Raw genomic sequence first — 17,686 nt, forward strand, 5'->3', positions numbered from 1 at the left:
TTTTTGTAGTTATTTGAAAATTATTTTACTCTTTAACGATTTTAAATACTTTGTTTTTATATTTTAAAATATAAACACCGGAATAATAACCGTTAAAATCGATTTCTTTAATTTTTTCTCCCGGAGCAATGGTGGTTTCCATAATTAATCTACCCATAAGGTCATAGATGCTAATTGCTTCTTTTTTAGCCAGTGGTTTTGAGAAAGCTATTTTTAAAGTAGTTGAAACCGGATTCGGTGCTATTTTAATTTCTTCATCTTCAACTGTAATATCATCTACTCCCAGTGAATTCTTATTTATAACTAGTTTTACATTTTTAGAAGAAGATAAATAATTTGAACTTTCATTAGCGGTAATGGTAATATCATAAGAACCTTCTTCAATATATCCTTGTTGAGGAGAATAAATTAAATTAGTTTCTTTATGATTTAAATTGGCTTGGACATTTTTCACCGAACCATCATAAATGAAAGTTTGTATGTCATCAGCAGAAATAACAGACTTAGCCTTTTCAATTATTAAAGATATCTGCTTAGATACTTCCAAATAATTTTGAGTTTCAGGAGCACTTACGGTTACTTTATGTATACCCGCATTAATAAAGCTCTGTGGCGTATAAATTAAATTAGTTTCCGTATGATTCAAGGTCGCTGTTACATATTTTGCAGAACCGTCATATGTAAATTTTTGACTTTCATCAGCAGAAATGTTTGCCACTGCCTTTTTAATTATTAGAGTTATTTGTTTGGATGCCTCTTTGTAATTTTTGGACCCCGGAGCAAAAACGGTAATAACATATTCTCCTGCATTTCTAATTTCTTGTGGACTATAAATTAAATTTGATTCTGTATGGTTCAGGGTAGCTGTCACATTTTTTACAGAACCATCATAAGTTAATGTTTGCGTATCAGAACCGGAAATAATGGACGGAGCTTTATCGATGGTGAGAGTAGCCGTATATTCCGCAGAACCATAATTAGGGTGATTTAATTTAGCTTTAACTAAATAGGAACCGGCATTTGTATGACCATTGTTTTCATAAGAAACTTGAGTTGATTCCGGTATACCTGTAAGCGATAAACTATGTGGTTTGCCATCATATATAAATGATTTACTTTCCAATAAGACAGAAGCCGGAAATGAATTAGTTGCAACAATTTTTAATTTAATATCTTTTGAAACTTTATTGTAATTAGTAGTTTCAGGAGCACTGGCGGTAATTATATAAATTCCTATATCTGTATATCCTTGTTGAGGTTCATAGGAAATTACCGCTTCGTCATGATTAAGTCTGGCAGTAACTTTTTTAACGATTCCATCATAATCATATGTTTGGAATTCAGGAGCGATAATTTCAGCATCAGCCTTATTAATTTTTAATGTTACAGTTTTGGATGCTGCCTTATAATTTTGAGTGGCTGGAGCTTCAATGGTTATTTTATAAGTTCCTGCATTGATATAGCCGCCTTCATTAGGGACAAAATTGATTGCTGTTTCGTTGTGATTTAGGTAAGCATTAACTTTTTTAACTGTTCCATCATAGGTGGCAATTTGTATCTCTTCGGCTGAAATTATTGTAATAGCTTTTTCAATTTTTAAAGTAATTATTTTAGAAACTTCCTTATAATTATCAGATTCAGGAGCACTAACTTTTATAGTATATTCCCCGGCATTAATATATCCTTGTGAATAAATTAAATCAGTTTCCGTATGATTAAGGGTAGCTGTCACATTCTTAACTAAACCATCATAGATAAATGATTGTACATCATCAGCGGAAATAATTGCCTTAGCCTTATCAATGGTTAAGGTAGCGGTATACTCTGCTTTACCATAATTAGGATGAGTTAATATCGCTGTAACCAAGTATGAGCCGGCCTTTATATGTTCATTATTTACATATGTAACTTGGGTAGATTCCGGTAATCCGGAAATTACTAAGCTATGAGGTTCTCCGTTGTATGTGAAAGATTTATTTTCCAACTTCACAGAAGTCGGGAATTTGTTAGGATAATTAATTTTCAACATAATTTCCTTAGAAACTTTTTTATAATTAGATGTTTCAGGAGCATTAGCTGTAATAGCATAGGATCCTACCTCAGTATATCCTTGTTTAGGACTATATGTTACATGAGCTTCTTTATGATTTAAAATAGCCTTTACATTTTTAACAGAACCATCATATGAAAAAATTTGCGTATCATCTGCAATAATGGAAGCTTCTGCTTTTTCAATTCTTAAAATTACGGTTTTAGAAACAGATTTATAATTATCAGTTGCTTTAGCAGAAATGGTAATTGTATATTCTCCGGCATTTGTAAATCCGTTTACCGGTGAAAAGGTTAATTCGGTTTCATTATGATTAAGGGTAGCTGATATCTTTTTTAAATTTCCATCATAAGTAAATGTTTGTACCTCATCGGCCGTAATTTCAGCATTAGCTTTTTCAATGTTTAAAACAATTTGTTTTGAAGAATGTTTATAATTATTAGACTCTGCAGCTTTAGCGGTAATTGTATATTTACCCGCCTGACTGTATCCTTGTTGTGGAAAATAAGATAAGGATGTCTCATTATGATTTAGCGAAGCCGTTACAACTTTTTCTTTACCATCATAAGTGAAATTTTGTAAATCTTCAGCGGATATAATTGAAGGAGCTTTATTAATAATTAATTGAGCGAATAATTGAGCGTCTTTATAGTTTTTATGTATTAAAGTGGCGGTTACTGTATATGTTCCGCTTTTAATTTTATCATTATTTTCATAATTAATTTGTGTGCCTTCCGGATAACCTTCAACAAATAAACTATGTGGATTACCATCATAAGTAAATGTTTTACTTTCTAATTTAATCGTTGACGGATAAGAAACAGCTTTATTAATATTTAAAGTAATGGTTTTAGTAACAGCTTCATAATTAGAGGTAGAAGGAGCACTAACAATAATTTTATAGGAACCGACATCTGTATATCCTCTTTGTGGAGAATAGGTTAGTATGGCTTTGTCATGGTTTAATTGAGCAACTACATTTTTTACTGTTCCATCAAAAGTATATGTTTGAATTTCGTTAGCGGTGATTAAAGCCTCCGCTTTTTTAATTATAAGTTTAACTTTCTTTGAAACGGATTCATAATTTGTTGAAGCGGGTGCATTTATAACAATATCATAAGAACCTGATTCCGTAAAGCCTTTTTGAGGGCTAAAGGTTAAATCTGCCTCATTATGGTTTAAAGTTGCAGAAATGTTTCTTTGCTTACCATTATAGAAATAGGTTTGTACATCATCTGCAGAAATTATGGATTGTGCTTTTTCAATAATTAATTTTACATCAAATGATGCTGCTTCATAATTTTTGGTTTGTTTTGTTTTTAATGTTATTGAATATTCTCCGGCATTAATATATCCTTTTTGGGGATGAGAATCAATGGTGGTTTCCTTGTGATTAATAGAGCCGGTAACAGTTTTTTCCTTGCCGTCATATGTATATATTTGTATGCTTTGGGCTGTAATTACAGTTTTTGCCCTTTTAATTTTTAATATTACTTTCTTGCTGGCCTTTTGGTAATTATCTGATTCTGGAGCTTCAATGTTTATTTCATAGTCTCCTGCATCAATATATTTATTTTTAGGTAAATATTGAAGTTGGCTTTCCGAATGATTAAGAGTGGCACTTATATTTTTCTCATTACCATCATAAATAAAACTTTGTTCGTCTTCAGCTGTAATAATTGCTTCAGCTTTGTTTATTATAAGGTAGTTGTTTAGAATCAGTGTATTATAATTATTGTTTGTTATAGTGGCTGTCACCAGGTATGTACCGGAATTAATCGGTTCTTCTGTATTTTTAGGATATGAAGTATGATTAACTCCTTCGTATTCATATTTTATTTCGGTATTGTTGGGAAGTTTATCTGAAACAGTGATAACATTATTATGTTTATCACCATTGTAAGTAGTTACTTTCTCGTTAAGTTTAATACCGTTAAAATTTGCCTTATTAATTAGTAATTTACCTTGTATCAACAGTGTATTATAATTAGGGTTACTTACTGTTGCCGTTACAAGGTAAGTACCACTATTTACAGGTTTATTTTTTTGTTTAGGGTAGGATGTTGCATTAATGCCTTCGTATTCATACACTATATCGGTTTCTGCCGGTACAGTTCCGGTAACCTCCATAGATTTTTCTAAACCATCATAAGTAACACTCATTTCAGGTAATGATATATTAGTAAAGTTTGCTTTTTCTATAACTAATATAATATCTTTTTTTGCGGCAAGGTAATTTTTTGTTTCAGCAGATTTTGCTGTTATGGTATACCCTCCGGCATTTATATATTCTTGTTGAGGTTCATAGGTAATTGAAGAATCAGTATGATTATGGGAAGCGAATACTTTCTTTTCTTTTCCATCGTAAATGTAGGTATATAAATCATCCGAGACAATTTCAGTTATAGCTTTATTGATAGTCAAATTTGCCGTAAGAGTTATTTCGCAATCGGTTGATTCAGAATTATTTTTTAATTGAACGATTACTAAATAAGTTCCGGCATCAATAGGAGCGTCAGAACTTTCATTATAAGAAGTATTCCCGATACCTTTATATTTGATTTCTGCACTTATATGATCCGGAAGATCATTTAAAACAATTTCTTTAGGTGTTCCATCATAAGTTACTTCTGTGTCATTAATTGTAATATCATTAAAGCTGTTACATGAGGTTTCATTTTGATATTCATAAGCACCTATATCTACGGTTTTGTTAACAATTCGAGGGCTGTTGTCTAAGTCTTTATTCGTCGAAATTATATACTCATTATTACCCTTATTTATAACCGGACTGTTTGGATTTAATTTATATCCGTCTTCGAATAAAGGATCAGTTTGACCGCTTAAATTAAAATTATCGGTGGAAAAATTATATTGAACTAAACTATAATTAAAAATAGGTTTTTTACCTTCATCATTTGAGGTTGTATTGGGTCTGTTGCCCCAAATAATACTATTGTAAATTGTTGGGTCAGCAGAATTACAATATAAACCACTGCCCTTGTTAGCCGAAACTTCGTTATCTGAAATGGTAACATTTGTAAATTCAGATTCATTTGAACGTTCGATATAAATACCTCCTCCTTCGCCGGATTTATTCCTAACGACTAGAGAGTTTGTTAACAGTAAGTTTGAGTTTTCAATATAAATACCGCCTCCTTTACCAATCGCATTTTTATATTTATAATTAATAATAGCATTATCGGAAATTATTACATTATTTAATCTAGGTTTTTCTGAATCTAAATTGTATACTCCGGCACCTTTTGCTTTAACATTTGTAGTTTCTATATTGTTATTAGTAATGGATACATCCTGTAATAAAGGAGATGACTTAAGAGTATAGACACCGCTTCCCCCTATGGCATTAGTACTGATTAATTTATTATTTGTAATAGTTATATTGTTTAAGAAAGAGTTGGATACGTCAATTGTTATACCTGCTCCGGCATCTACGGCATTATTATCCGATATTATCAAGTTTTTTAATTTGGGCGATGAATTGGAAAGATAAACTCCTCCTCCATATCCTGTAAAAATCCAACTATTATTAAGCATAATGTGACAAAAGGTATAAAAAGGCTTTTTATTACATGCATTAGTAGCTAGGCTTGCATTACCTCCTTTTATAGTGAATCCGTCAAGAACTGTTTTTCCGGCATCTCCTGATGAAATAACAACATGGTAAACATTATCCCCTTGGAGCGTAGTACTATTATTTTTCCAATCTCTCTGACTAACGGATGTTTCTGTTCCTGTAAATCCACCATAAATTTCTACATTTTTCGGTAGTACAAATGAACGATCATTAGCATTTCCTCCATCACCTGCAGTATATAATGGAGAATAAGAACCTTTAGCAACCCATATTTGGTTAACCTGTATCTTATTACCCATATTTTGCTCTTCAGCAATTTTTAAAGCATCAGCTAATTCTCCCAAAGCATTTTCCCAAGAGCTCCCGTCTCCATTACTACCTTTTTTAACATATAAAATGTCTTGTTTGGATCTGAAACCGGGCATAAAAACTGAAGATCTATTGGCATCCAGAGTATAACTGAAAGCTACACTAAAATTAAATAACGGATAAGGTTTGCCATGTAAAAAACTCCCGTCCTTATCTTTAGGTTCATTGTCCGGTCTTAAGGTTGTTTCTGATTTTTCTCTTGGATAGATATATTCGCCATCCTTTTTAGCATCCAAATCTACATAAGTAAAAAAAGCAGGATAGTTATCACTATCCCTTAGGTTTCCGGCTTTAATCAATAATTTTTTATTATGAAATATATTTTGCTGCCCGTATATGACCTCTACATTTCCGGTAATAGCATTTGTACAAGAAATAATTATCGTATTATTATTCGAATCGATTTTTACCTCAGATATTTTTTGTTCCACCCCGTTATTCTTTATTTTAAATCCATAATTGGGAAGTGCTTGCACAAGATTGGTATCAAATACCATAGGTGGTTGAGGTACATGAAATATAATCCCCACTGAATTCGAAGATATACGATAGATTTGTTTAGGTTGTAAAGGTTTAAAATCTTCGCCTAGTACTTGGGTTTTATAATACACTTTTGCCAACATTTCACCATACCATCTGTATCCGTTGGCATCCATATGAATTCCTCTGTGTGGCAAATGATAAATTGGGCCGGCATTTATAATGTCATCATATGTATTTGATAACTCTAATTGAGCGAGTCCAATATTGAGATTATCATCATTTCGTAACGATCCTACTTGATACGTAATAAAAACCGGTTTTTTAGTTTGCCCATAAGCATTCATGATATCTTTCTGCATATCATTTTTTAATTCAACCAGAAGCTTTTTATAACCGTATTTGTCAAGAGTAGCACCACTTTTATTATCATCATGAAGAGTAAAATAATTGTATTCTCCTTGAAGCCAAAAAATAGCCGGAGTGACCATTTTGTAACCATTAGTTCGGGCAATATTTGCAGCAGATTCAACTGATTTTAAAAAATAATCATTATAATAATTTTTTTGTAAAGCCCCTTTTTTAGATAAAGCTTCAATGCTTTTTCCATTTTCTCCATCGGAAGAAGCCAGATATTTAATACCTGCTTTGGGTTGCTTTAATTGTAAGTGGTTTACCAGGCCTACCAAAGGAGTTTCCGCCAACGTGATGGATGCTCTGTTTTTAGGATAATTTTGGTACATTATGGCAGTGGAAGCTTTCAACGGATTAAATTCTGTGAAATGGGTATTTCCCTGCTCGATCCAGACTTGATCTCCTATCATATAGTTTCCCTCAATATTTTCGGTAGATAGAGCGGGATACGATTGAGCTCCGGTGGACAAACTTTGTCCATACATAATTAGATGTTGGTAGGTTCTTTCTTTAAGTGTTTGAGAAGATTCTGTAAGTATTGAATTTTTTTCTTGCGAATAAAGGGACCCAATGCCTATAGTTTGCAGTAAAATAAGAACAAAATATAGATGTTTCATAAATCAACTATTGATCAAAAAAATTAAATAATTAATTAAATTATCAAAGTGAATGAAGTAATCTGATTAATAAAGAATATTTAAATAGAAATATATGAACAAATATAATAAATTGATAGTAAGAACTATTTAAATAACATAAACTAAAACTAATTACACACACACAATTTTGCAAAAATACAAATATTTCTATATTATTATTAAGGTGTTTATCTGAATATTCGTATAAAATTACTTATTATATAATAAAATTATTTATATTTAGATGAATTATTGTTAATAGATATAAATTAAATGTGTAAGAATTATATAATAGATTTTATTTTATAAAAATAATTTTATAAAAAAAATAATTTTTAATCTTATTGTAGAAATAATTTTAAAATTAAAAAACCATTTTATAAATTATTGGGCTACATTAGTATAGAGTAAATGTAATTAGATAAGTTATTACAATCAACTTTACTTTAAAAGTATAAAGATCTAGTTTGGAATAGTTATTTGAGAAAACTATTTCCAATCTTTTAAATACAAAGGATCGAAATAGGCAACATCTTCAAATATAGTTTGTTGGAATTTTTTATATGAGAGATCAACCATATTTTTTGCTTGAGGATAAGCATTAATAAAGGTAGCGTTTTCCAAAGGAAATGAAATTTCTTTCAAGAAATTCTCAGTTTTTTCAACAGCATCTCCGACAAAGAGTACTTTCTTTGAACTTATTTGTTCAAAAGATTTTTCATTTAAAATATGAGCATGAGTCTCAATTAAATATTCACCTTTTTTATTTAAGACAGACGTGTAAATTTCCATCCTTCTCGCATCAATAACAGGGATAATATAATCGTACTCGGAATTTAAATAGGGAACGGCTAAAATATATAAAGAGTTTATGGAGATTAGAGGGATATCATTTCCAAAACAAAACCCTTTGGCTGATGCTAATCCTATACGTAAACCCGTATAAGATCCGGGGCCTTTTCCTACAGAGACGGCGTGGATATCTGAAAGTGCTAATTCTGCACCTTCAAGAGCCCATTGAATAAATAAATGAAGATTTTCGCTATGTTTATAATCTTGGGATATTTCTTCACAATATGAATTTATTTTACCGTCAGTTCCAATCGCTACCGAACAGTTTTTTGAAGAGGTTTCTATATGAAGAATGTTGATTGCCATTACTGTTTTTTCTTTTTCTTAAGGTAATTTACAACTAATTGAATGATAATGGCAACTATTCCAATGCAAAAATAAACGATCGCAAAAAAATTATTTTGTGAGGGATCACCTTGCGAGCGGTTATACCAGAAAAACGAACGGATAATAAAATAAATACCAATTATAAATGCTATAAAATTTGCAATCTTTTTTTTCATCGTATTAGTAGTATTATTTATTTTTTTTATGCGTATGCGCGTTTTACATACAAGACTAAAGTAATTATACCAAAAATAATATTAGGGAGCCATACTGCAAACCAAGAAGGTAAAATTCCTTTGGAAGAGAATACTTGTAAGGCTTGGAAAGAAAATATATACAAAAAAGCACAGGATATACCAATCGCTAAATTTATTCCTAATCCGCCTCTTTTTTTGGTTGAAGAAAGAGATAAGGCAAGGAAGGTAAGAATAACTACAGCTACAGATGAGCTCGTTCTTTGATGAAGCTCATTAAGATAGATATTTACATTATTAGCACCTCTCATCTTTTCTTTTTTTATAAACTCTCTTAATTCAGGAGTATTCATAGTTTCTGCTACAAAGGCTTCAGGCAGTAATTCATCAGGAGTAAAATTAAAATGTTTTTTTAAAGTACTTCCGTTTTTTAAAGATACTATATTTCCATTAGAAGACATTTCCTTTTCGTAATAGTTGCCTAAGACATAGGTATTGTCTTCTTCTGACCAATAAATTTCAGCAGAACGTAATTCATGCAGCAATATTCTTTTTTCATTAAATTTCTGATATAAAAACCCCGTTCCTCTCTTCATTTGACGATTATAGCTGTTAACGAAAATATATTCTGTAGGAGAAATTTGTGCAGATATATTTTGATTGGCCATATAAGCATCTTTTTTGTTACCGGTAAGAATTTTTACATTAAACTCATTCTTTTTAATGTTTGCCCAAGGAAGAAGAAAATGATTGGTCATGAAAGAACCTAACGCAATCATAATTCCCACGATAAAATAGGGTCGTGAAAATCTGAAAAAACTGGTCCCTGAGCTGGTAATGGCAACAATTTCCGTATTATTTGCCATTCGAGAGGTAAAATAAATTACTGAAATAAAAACCAGTATGGATGCAAAAACATTTACTGCCCAAATAACATAAAACGGATAATATAATTTTAGGGTATCCAATACGGAAAATCCGTTTTCGCTGAATTCCTGATAATGACTTTGAATATCAATAATTACAAAAACAGCAATTAAAAGAAGCAGCATGAAAAACAAGGTTCCCAGAAAGTTTCGAATAATATACCGGTCTAAAATAGTAATCATAATCTGTTTCTTAGCTGCGGAATGACCGATTTTTTCCAACTTGTAAAATCACCTTCTATAATATGTTTACGAGCGGTTTTAACCAAGTCTAAATAAAACGCAAGATTATGTACAGAAGCAATTTGTTTTCCTAAAAATTCATTAGCAGAAAACAAATGCCTTAGATAGGCTTTGGAGTAATCATGGTCAACAAAAGCAGTACCTTTAGGATCCAGCTCGGAAAAATCATCCGCCCATTTTTTGTTTTTAATATTAATAACGCCCTCCCAGGTAAATAGCATACCGTTTCGGGCATTTCGAGTAGGCATTACACAGTCCATCATATCAATACCTAAAGAGATGGATTCCAAGATATTCCATGGAGTACCCACACCCATTAAATACCTCGGTTTTTCAAGAGGTAAAATATCGGTTACCAAATCGGTGATACGATACATTTCTTCTTCCGGTTCTCCAACGCTTAACCCACCAATAGCATTACCATCCGCATTGACAGAGGAAATAAATTCTGCTGAAAATTTACGTAAATCATCGAAGGTACTTCCTTGTACAATAGGGAATAAATGTTGTTTGTAATTATAAAATTCCGGATTTTCATCACACCATTTCACACAACGTTTAAGCCATTTATGTGTAATTTCCAATGAATTTTTAGCATAGGAATAATCGCAAGGATAGGGGGTACATTCATCAAACGCCATAAAGATATCCCCTCCGATATACCGTTGGATTTCCATAGATTTTTCAGGTGTAAAAAAATGATACGATCCGTCAATGTGTGATTTAAATTTTACTCCTTCTTCTTGGATTTTCCGAGTTTGAGAAAGAGAAAATACTTGATAACCGCCACTATCTGTAAGGATAGGACGATCCCAATGGATAAATTTATGTAACCCACCGGCCTTGTATAATATATCGGTGCCCGGTCTAAGATATAGATGATAAGTATTTCCTAAAATGATCTGGGCTTTAATATCTTCTTTTAGTTCTCTTTGATGTACTGATTTTACTGATCCAACCGTTCCAACCGGCATAAAAATAGGGGTTTCTATTTTTCCGTGATCGGTTTGCAAAATACCTGCTCTTGCTTTAGAATTTTTATCCTTAATGTTACTACTAAAAAACATAAATGCAAATATATAAACTGATTTAAAAAATATTCTAAAAAAGGATGTTTTTTAACATTTAAAGTAACCTGTTAATTTCGACTATTTTGCTTATTAAATGTAGAGCTTGATATTTAATTAAATAGAGTATTCTTGGATAAAGAATGGTAATTTTTATATATTTGCAAAATTGTAATCATTTTGTCTCTAAAAGAGTGATGATGTTATGCTGATAGTGCTTTTTTAATATGATGTTTTAGTGATCATTCACAACTTTAATTATTACAATGAAGTATACTTAGTGTTGTGAATTGCTTCAAATTTTATTAGATATACCGAGTTTTCATAATAACAACTAGTGAACAACTTGATGTAAGAATGTTGTGAATCGCTTTTAGGTAATTTAAATCATAATGGTATAAATTAAATAGCAAGTACCCGTAAGGGTTGGAAAATATGTAATGTTGTGAATTGATTTCAAATTTTATTAGATATAGAAATATAGTATTGACTTTTAAACGGGTATTTTATTTTTTTGTTTTCTATTGTTTTCAAAACTGATTGAATAGTACCCTTATTGGTCATTTTAACTTTCATTTAATCCATCCATCAAATTCGGTTTACATTTATGTGAAAGTAGTCAATCCTGTGTTTTTTATTGTTTAACTTATTTTAATAGTTTCTGATAAATAAAATTATTTTTTTTATTTTGGAACTCATTTAAAAACTTTGCAAGCCCAATATGAACTATTTAAAGTTTAATGAAAATTTCCGCAGCATAATTTAAACTTTCACCTTCTAAGGCTCCTTTCAAATCTAAGCCCGATTCTTCGCGAGATTGTGCAAAAAAATGTGCTTTTCGAGCACAAGTGTCTATGTTAAAGTTGTCTTTATCTTAAATTTTATTTAAAAAATAATTATTTTCTTATCGGTCTTGCTTTATGCTTATAATCTAAAGGTTGTGGTGAATCAGGTATAGTCTGATCATCTAAAAATAGATTTTCTTCTTTTTTGACAGCTTCATACCACTCTTTAAATTTGGGTAAGCCATAATAGTTGTTCTTTTTAAATTCTTTATCATAAGTGCCATCATCCTTATAATGCCAAAAATGCCCCATAAACATTTGATTATAATCATAAAGTTTATCGTATTTATATTGCTCTCCCCAATACATCAAATGAGCTGCTATTTTGGCTTTTTGCGCATCACTTAATTCTTTGTTAGCATTTAGGTGTTCTAAATTTGTAAGATATTCAGCTACATACATAATATATAAATTTTCATTTGGGGTGGACATTTCTTTTAGAATATCTAAGGTATTTTGATGAACTCGTATTTCTCCATTACAATCTTTAGTCCATAATAATTTTCCCAACTCCTCCAAATCATTGTCTTTAGCATAAGTATGAAAAAATGGAAGATGGGTGTTTTCAAGTGCCCACTTCAATAGTCTTTTATCCTCCGTATAACCAAAAACAGTTATTAAACGCCTCATAAAATAGTCATCTTTAGTAACCAACCATGGAAACTGGCTTTTATCGTCAGTAAATAAATATTTGTTTCGTGAGATTAAACGCTGTTGATTAAAATATCTTTCTTGCGGTAAATTATTTAAATCTTTCCACATCGATACCTCAATTACACCATCTGCAGTATCAATCGTATATGAATTTTCTTCATATTTTGATAATTCAGGGTATATTTTCTGATAATCTATAATTTTAGGGATAGCATCAAAATAAGTTATAAAATGATCTTTTTTATCAACATATAAATATTGTGCATCTGCAGAATATGGATAAAATTCTAACTCTTTATTACATTTAGAATTTTCATAAGCATCTATTTTTAAATACTGATTTTTAGAATTATTATCTATAATTCTTCCAAAAATCATTTTTATTTTTTGATTAAAAACCTCCCTTTCAGGTGTTTTATATCCATTATTTTTTAAAATAGTGTCTTCAATTTGTACTAAGGCATCTAAATCTTCCTTTCCATATGTTTCCCCCCAATATTCTGAACTAGCACCTTCTTTTATTTGTTTTATCAGTACTTCTTTTATTTTAGATGTTTCCATTTTTTTTTCTTCTATTTTTTTGTTTGTCAGACTTACTTCTTTTTTTTCTTGACAATTCATTATTGCAAAAAGGGTGATTGTGCTTATTAATAATAATTTGGTTTTCATATATTTTTTATCTTGAACTTTCTCCTTTACTGGTATCTTGAGTTTTTTGGTTTAATTTTTTATTTGCTTCATTGATAGTGGCATATTCATCATTTTTATTCAGTTTATCTTCTTCTTTAATAACATATCCTTTAGGTTTAAAAAAACCTCTAAGTTTTTTATATATTTTTATTCCTTTTTCGGTATAAGAATAGAATGTGCTTCCATCAAATTTATAATTAGGTGAAAGGGTTATCATGTTTCCTTGATTTCCCCCTAAACCAATATAGGTGTTTTTATCTAATAATTTTCCATATACTAAGGTTATATGTCCTGATCCTTTCATTTTTCCATTTGAATAACAATCTGAAAATACGGCTATGGCACCAAAGAACGCCTCACAAGGCTCTAATGTACTGTGATTGAAAAACATACTTGAACTAGCTGAATGAGGTGATTCAAATTTGGGCGTTGAATTCTCCAAGCACCAGGATACAAATGAGGCACACCATGCTACATCACTTCCACTACCTGAAAGTCCTCCTGCTTTGTGATATTCTCTTATTCTTTTGTCAATTGCTTTCTCATGTTTACCGCCGTAATTAATTATCTCTTGAATAGCGGTTTCCATCCATGGCGCTCTGCCTTTGCCGCTTATAAATTCCAACTCTTTCTCTCCTTTGCAAACAGCTTTGTCGTACTTAAACCATGTTTTTAACTTTCTAAGCCCTTCTTTGCGTTTTTCCCAACCATGCGGATCAGGTTTATCTTTATGACCGGGCGAATATCCGTTGAGTATTTTAGACTGCAACCAAAAATAATTTTCCTCCTCTCCACTTTCTTCCATAACCAAAGCCAATCGGTTTAAACTTTGATCTAATCCTTTACTAAAACGCTCCCTTTTCCATGCCTTAACTTCTTTTATTTGATTAGAATCTCTTGAATCATATTTCCATGTTGAAACCCTTTTAAAAACCTCCCATTCCCAACCGGCACTGTCTATGGCATAATGTAGATCTTTGGATATCAAATCAGGATTGGTGATAAATATTCCTTCCTTTCCTTTTTCCAGATATCCATTGTCTGCTAAATATTTTCCATAGTCTTCATAAGGCCCGGGATCATCGTAAGCAGTTTTATCCTTATTTAAATTACCGGTAAGTTGAATCAATCCTCTCCCTTTATAAAAGGAAGTACTGGATTTATATTTACTCGGTTTTTCTTGCGATAATTTAAAAAATCCCGTTTCCGCATTTACTTGAGCCAAAAAAGTAATCTTTTGTATGCAAGTATTAATACCATATCTGCGAAACATTTGGTTTAATTCCCTAGTCAAGCTTTTTACGCTGTTGTCATTAATCAATCCGTCGGTCCACAGTTTCGTATTTCCGTTCATATGGATCAGCAATTGTTCCATTTCTTCTTCGGTAAAATCTCGATGACAATAACAATTACGTTTTTTCATCAAGTTCTTCCCCCTGGCCACGGTAACCAAAGAAACAGAAGATAAATCTTCAAGATTTCCCAGATCAGAAACATAGAGCGGATTAAAAAAATGAAAAAAACCAGATTCCACCTTTTTTAATTGTTCCGCGGTAGGAGTTTGCCCTTCCTCCAAAGTGGGCATGGCTATGCCCACCTGCGAATACTCCTCATTAAAAACCTTTTCATACGAATCCCTGTTTACCGTTTTCAGCTGAGATTCCAATTCCACCCAAACCGTTGCATCGTTCGTATCCTTTTCCTCCTTAAAAACGGCGATATAGAACACCTGAGGGCTCGGAAAGTTCGAGTCCCTCTCCGGGGTAAAATCCAGCGACAGTAAGCCGTCGGTCCCCACCACCTCTGCCTCATACCTTTTTGCCTGTGTTGCCACCATAAAGGACTTTTGCTTTTCGTTATAAGAATCCGCCCAATCATCCGCCCCCAATTTTTTATACACAACCACCGTCAGTTTTTCCTTAGCCATACCCACGGTATGTACCCAAACCGTATGTTTTATGCCGTACTCAGTAGTCTTTATCTGAACATCATCCGCTGCCTCATTAGAAAAACACAAAGAAGTAATGCGCGCAGGAGCAGGGACTTTCAAATATTCTCTGCGATCCAATACCAAATATAACGTTTTCCCGTCTATATGCACCGTTTCCACTTCTTGACCGTCTGCCCGGTGGATCAAGGATATGCGAGAAAGATCCAACGGTTGTTTTGAGGTAAATTCCACCGTAAAAAAAAGTTTGGTCTGTACTTTAGGGTCGGGATTGATGGTTTGTATCTTTTCTTTACTTTCCCGGTCCACAATAAAGGAAAGTTGACAACTTCCTTTTTTATCCAAGACGGCATCCAGTTCTTTTATCAAACATTCTTGTCGGCGGAAGGTTTCCAATGGTTCAAAGTTGGGATGTTCTGCCCAAATCGTTACTTTAATTCCAACGCTCTCCAGCCCTTTCAAACTAAGGTAGAAATAATTTTCTTCCTCCCAGCCCGTCTCGGTCCTTCTGGTTCCGTTTTTGTAACACCACAAGGCTCTTTCCAGAAAAACCTCTTCCGCTTGTACGGTTTTTTCTACTGAACGATCACTTACTTCCTCTCCCTTCAGTTGGGCCGAAAAAGTAACTTTATCTTTCCTGTCCATTCGTAAAACCGCTTGTTGACGGTCGGAGGACAGACTCCATTTCAACTCGACAGAATGCGGTTCGGTCCATTGTGGCATTTCTCCCGCTTGCAGAGGCATCAAGGGTTGGATCTTATAGACAGCTTCAGCTCCCACGGGTAGTTTTTCAGGACCGCTGATGCTTTCCAAACGGTTCTTGCCCACTTCAATCCATGCCGTATCCGGACCTTTTCCCAAAACAGCTGCCGAGTCTTTATCTTCCCCGAAGGCTCGGAATTTATAAATCCCGTAAAGGTCGGTTACAGGCTGCCCTTGTTTTTTGAATTCTTCGACAAGCGCTGCAACACTGATCTTTAACTCTTCTTTAAGTCCTAACCGTATGGCTTTTCCCCCGTCTTTTTGAACAATCCAAAAAACCCGATTCCCTAATCCGATCATTCCTTCGTAATTATACTTGATTTTCGAGACTTTCAGATGAAAAATGCCGTCTTTTCGTATCTTGTCGCTTCCCAGGTTTACTATATTTTCTGCCGATCGGTTTTTTATTTTTACGGTCAACATGCGCCGATTAGGCAACATTCCCATCGGAACATAATTATGGTCTTCCAATTCTATAACATAAGAGCCGCTGTTGCGAAAAGAAGCCATCAGGCTTCCCGAGAGAATTTGCGCTCCCAAAGGGCTGTTTTTATGATCGGCAGAAAATCCCGGAGCATTCGTATATAAAATCGTTCCGTTCAAATCTTTGATGCGCCATCGCATGCCTTGCAACATAAAAAACTTGGTTTTTAGCGAATCGGGAAAGGTATAGCGAGGGGTAAAATAGGTGGGAGTATTTTTGGGAAGTTCCACGATTTTCTCTTTGGAAACCTGCTTTGCGTTGACAACAATTTCCTCGAGTTTGTTTGCTTTGCGATGGATGATTATTTTGGTAGAATCGCCTATGGGAACCTTTCCGTATCCGAAGATGGTGGTCTTGCCTTCAGGTAACTCTTCCAGGTTTACTTGGTGTGTGCTTCCGTATTCCAGATAAGTTTTTATTCGGTCTTTTTGAGTATCTCCTTTGTAGTAGGCCCAATTGACCAGACTGGCATCGTCTTTTTCCCTTACCGTGGCCTGAAGGGTGATTGTTTTAACCGCTCCGCCTATTTCAAAGCACACTTCTCGGTGGGGGGGAATCGTTTGCTTGGGAACGCTTGAAGAAACCAAATCTATTTTGCTTACCGAAGGAATGGTATTTCCTAATGAAGCCGCAATCTTCGGACTTATCATAAAAATATCATACGATTCCCTGAGGTGTTTTTTAAAAATTTTTGCTGAGAGTTTGACCTTTTGGCCGTGGTTTTTAATGGTGATTTTCCCTTTATACTTACACTCCCCGTAGGAAGCTTCCGTCAGTGGTTTTTGTTTGCCGAATTCGGCGTTTTGATAATAATCTTTCCATGAAATTTGCGGGATGCAGGCCGGCTGGGGGCTGCTTCGGTTACACAATCCAAAATTCATGTGGTCTTGGTCATCTTCCAGCCAGGTGGCTATTTTCTTTTGGTTGGCCAGGTACTTGTCATCGTCCTTATGCTTTACTTTTAAAATACATTCGGGAATGCTTCCTCGGTTGCAGCTTACGCAAGCTCCTTCTACTACTAAGGCTAAATGATCGGGTTTTTTATCGGGCATGGAGTTAGTTTTTTTTAGGTTGAGTTAGTGGGAGTAAAGCAATAATTAAAAATTCCCTTTACTTTTTTATTTTTTAAGCTTTACAAGCGGAAA

The 17,686-nt window shown here is 33.2% G+C and carries 7 protein-coding genes; all 7 read right to left on the reverse strand.

Translation table 11 applies throughout. From position 1 onward, the window contains the following. Positions 1-25 precede the first annotated feature (25 nt). The 7 genes from G8C43_RS07050 to G8C43_RS07080 all read right to left on the reverse strand — a co-directional run bounded on the left by G8C43_RS07050 (position 26) and on the right by G8C43_RS07080 (position 17,593). A complete protein-coding gene (locus tag G8C43_RS07050) occupies positions 26-7,528 on the reverse strand; it encodes an MBG domain-containing protein (protein ID WP_166005082.1) in 7,503 nt (2,500 codons plus the stop codon). 510 nt (positions 7,529-8,038) lie between these two features. Continuing rightward, a complete protein-coding gene (tsaB, locus tag G8C43_RS07055; RefSeq protein ID WP_166005711.1) occupies positions 8,039-8,701 on the reverse strand; it encodes a tRNA (adenosine(37)-N6)-threonylcarbamoyltransferase complex dimerization subunit type 1 TsaB in 663 nt (220 codons plus the stop codon). 5 nt (positions 8,702-8,706) lie between these two features. Then, a complete protein-coding gene (locus G8C43_RS07060) occupies positions 8,707-8,904 on the reverse strand; it encodes a hypothetical protein (protein WP_166005084.1) in 198 nt (65 codons plus the stop codon). Positions 8,905-8,930: 26 nt separating this feature from the next. Beyond that, the gene (locus tag G8C43_RS07065; protein WP_255448671.1) at positions 8,931-10,070 is read right to left on the reverse strand and encodes an LptF/LptG family permease; all 1,140 of its coding nucleotides are present in this window, start codon (positions 10,068-10,070) and stop codon (positions 8,931-8,933) included. Further along, entirely contained in the window at positions 10,028-11,158 is a 1,131-nt protein-coding gene (gene tgt, locus G8C43_RS07070) for a tRNA guanosine(34) transglycosylase Tgt (RefSeq protein WP_166005086.1), read from the reverse strand. Before tgt ends, G8C43_RS07065 begins: the two co-directional genes overlap by 43 nt. Before the next feature lie 896 nt (positions 11,159-12,054). After that, positions 12,055-13,326 carry a hypothetical protein gene (locus G8C43_RS07075; RefSeq protein WP_166005088.1) on the reverse strand — a complete coding sequence of 424 codons (1,272 nt, stop codon included), beginning with the start codon at positions 13,324-13,326 and terminating at the stop codon, positions 12,055-12,057. A gap of 7 nt (positions 13,327-13,333) precedes the next feature. Further along, on the reverse strand, positions 13,334-17,593 hold the full coding sequence (locus G8C43_RS07080; protein WP_166005090.1) for a PAAR-like protein: 4,260 nt from the start codon (positions 17,591-17,593) through the stop codon (positions 13,334-13,336). Positions 17,594-17,686: the final 93 nt, after the last annotated feature.

It is taken from the genome of Apibacter sp. B2966 (assembly GCF_011082485.1).
In the GTDB taxonomy this organism is placed as follows: domain Bacteria; phylum Bacteroidota; class Bacteroidia; order Flavobacteriales; family Weeksellaceae; genus Apibacter.

What these genes read in the sequence shown, in the direction of transcription:
- G8C43_RS07050 (WP_166005082.1), bottom strand. Translation starts at nt 7,528, where the DNA reads ATGAAACATCTATATTTTGTTCTTATTTTACTGCAAACTATAGGCATT.
- G8C43_RS07060 (WP_166005084.1), bottom strand. Translation starts at nt 8,904, where the DNA reads ATGAAAAAAAAGATTGCAAATTTTATAGCATTTATAATTGGTATTTAT.
- tgt (WP_166005086.1), bottom strand. Translation starts at nt 11,158, where the DNA reads ATGTTTTTTAGTAGTAACATTAAGGATAAAAATTCTAAAGCAAGAGCA.
- G8C43_RS07075 (WP_166005088.1), bottom strand. Translation starts at nt 13,326, where the DNA reads ATGAAAACCAAATTATTATTAATAAGCACAATCACCCTTTTTGCAATA.
- G8C43_RS07080 (WP_166005090.1), bottom strand. Translation starts at nt 17,593, where the DNA reads ATGCCCGATAAAAAACCCGATCATTTAGCCTTAGTAGTAGAAGGAGCT.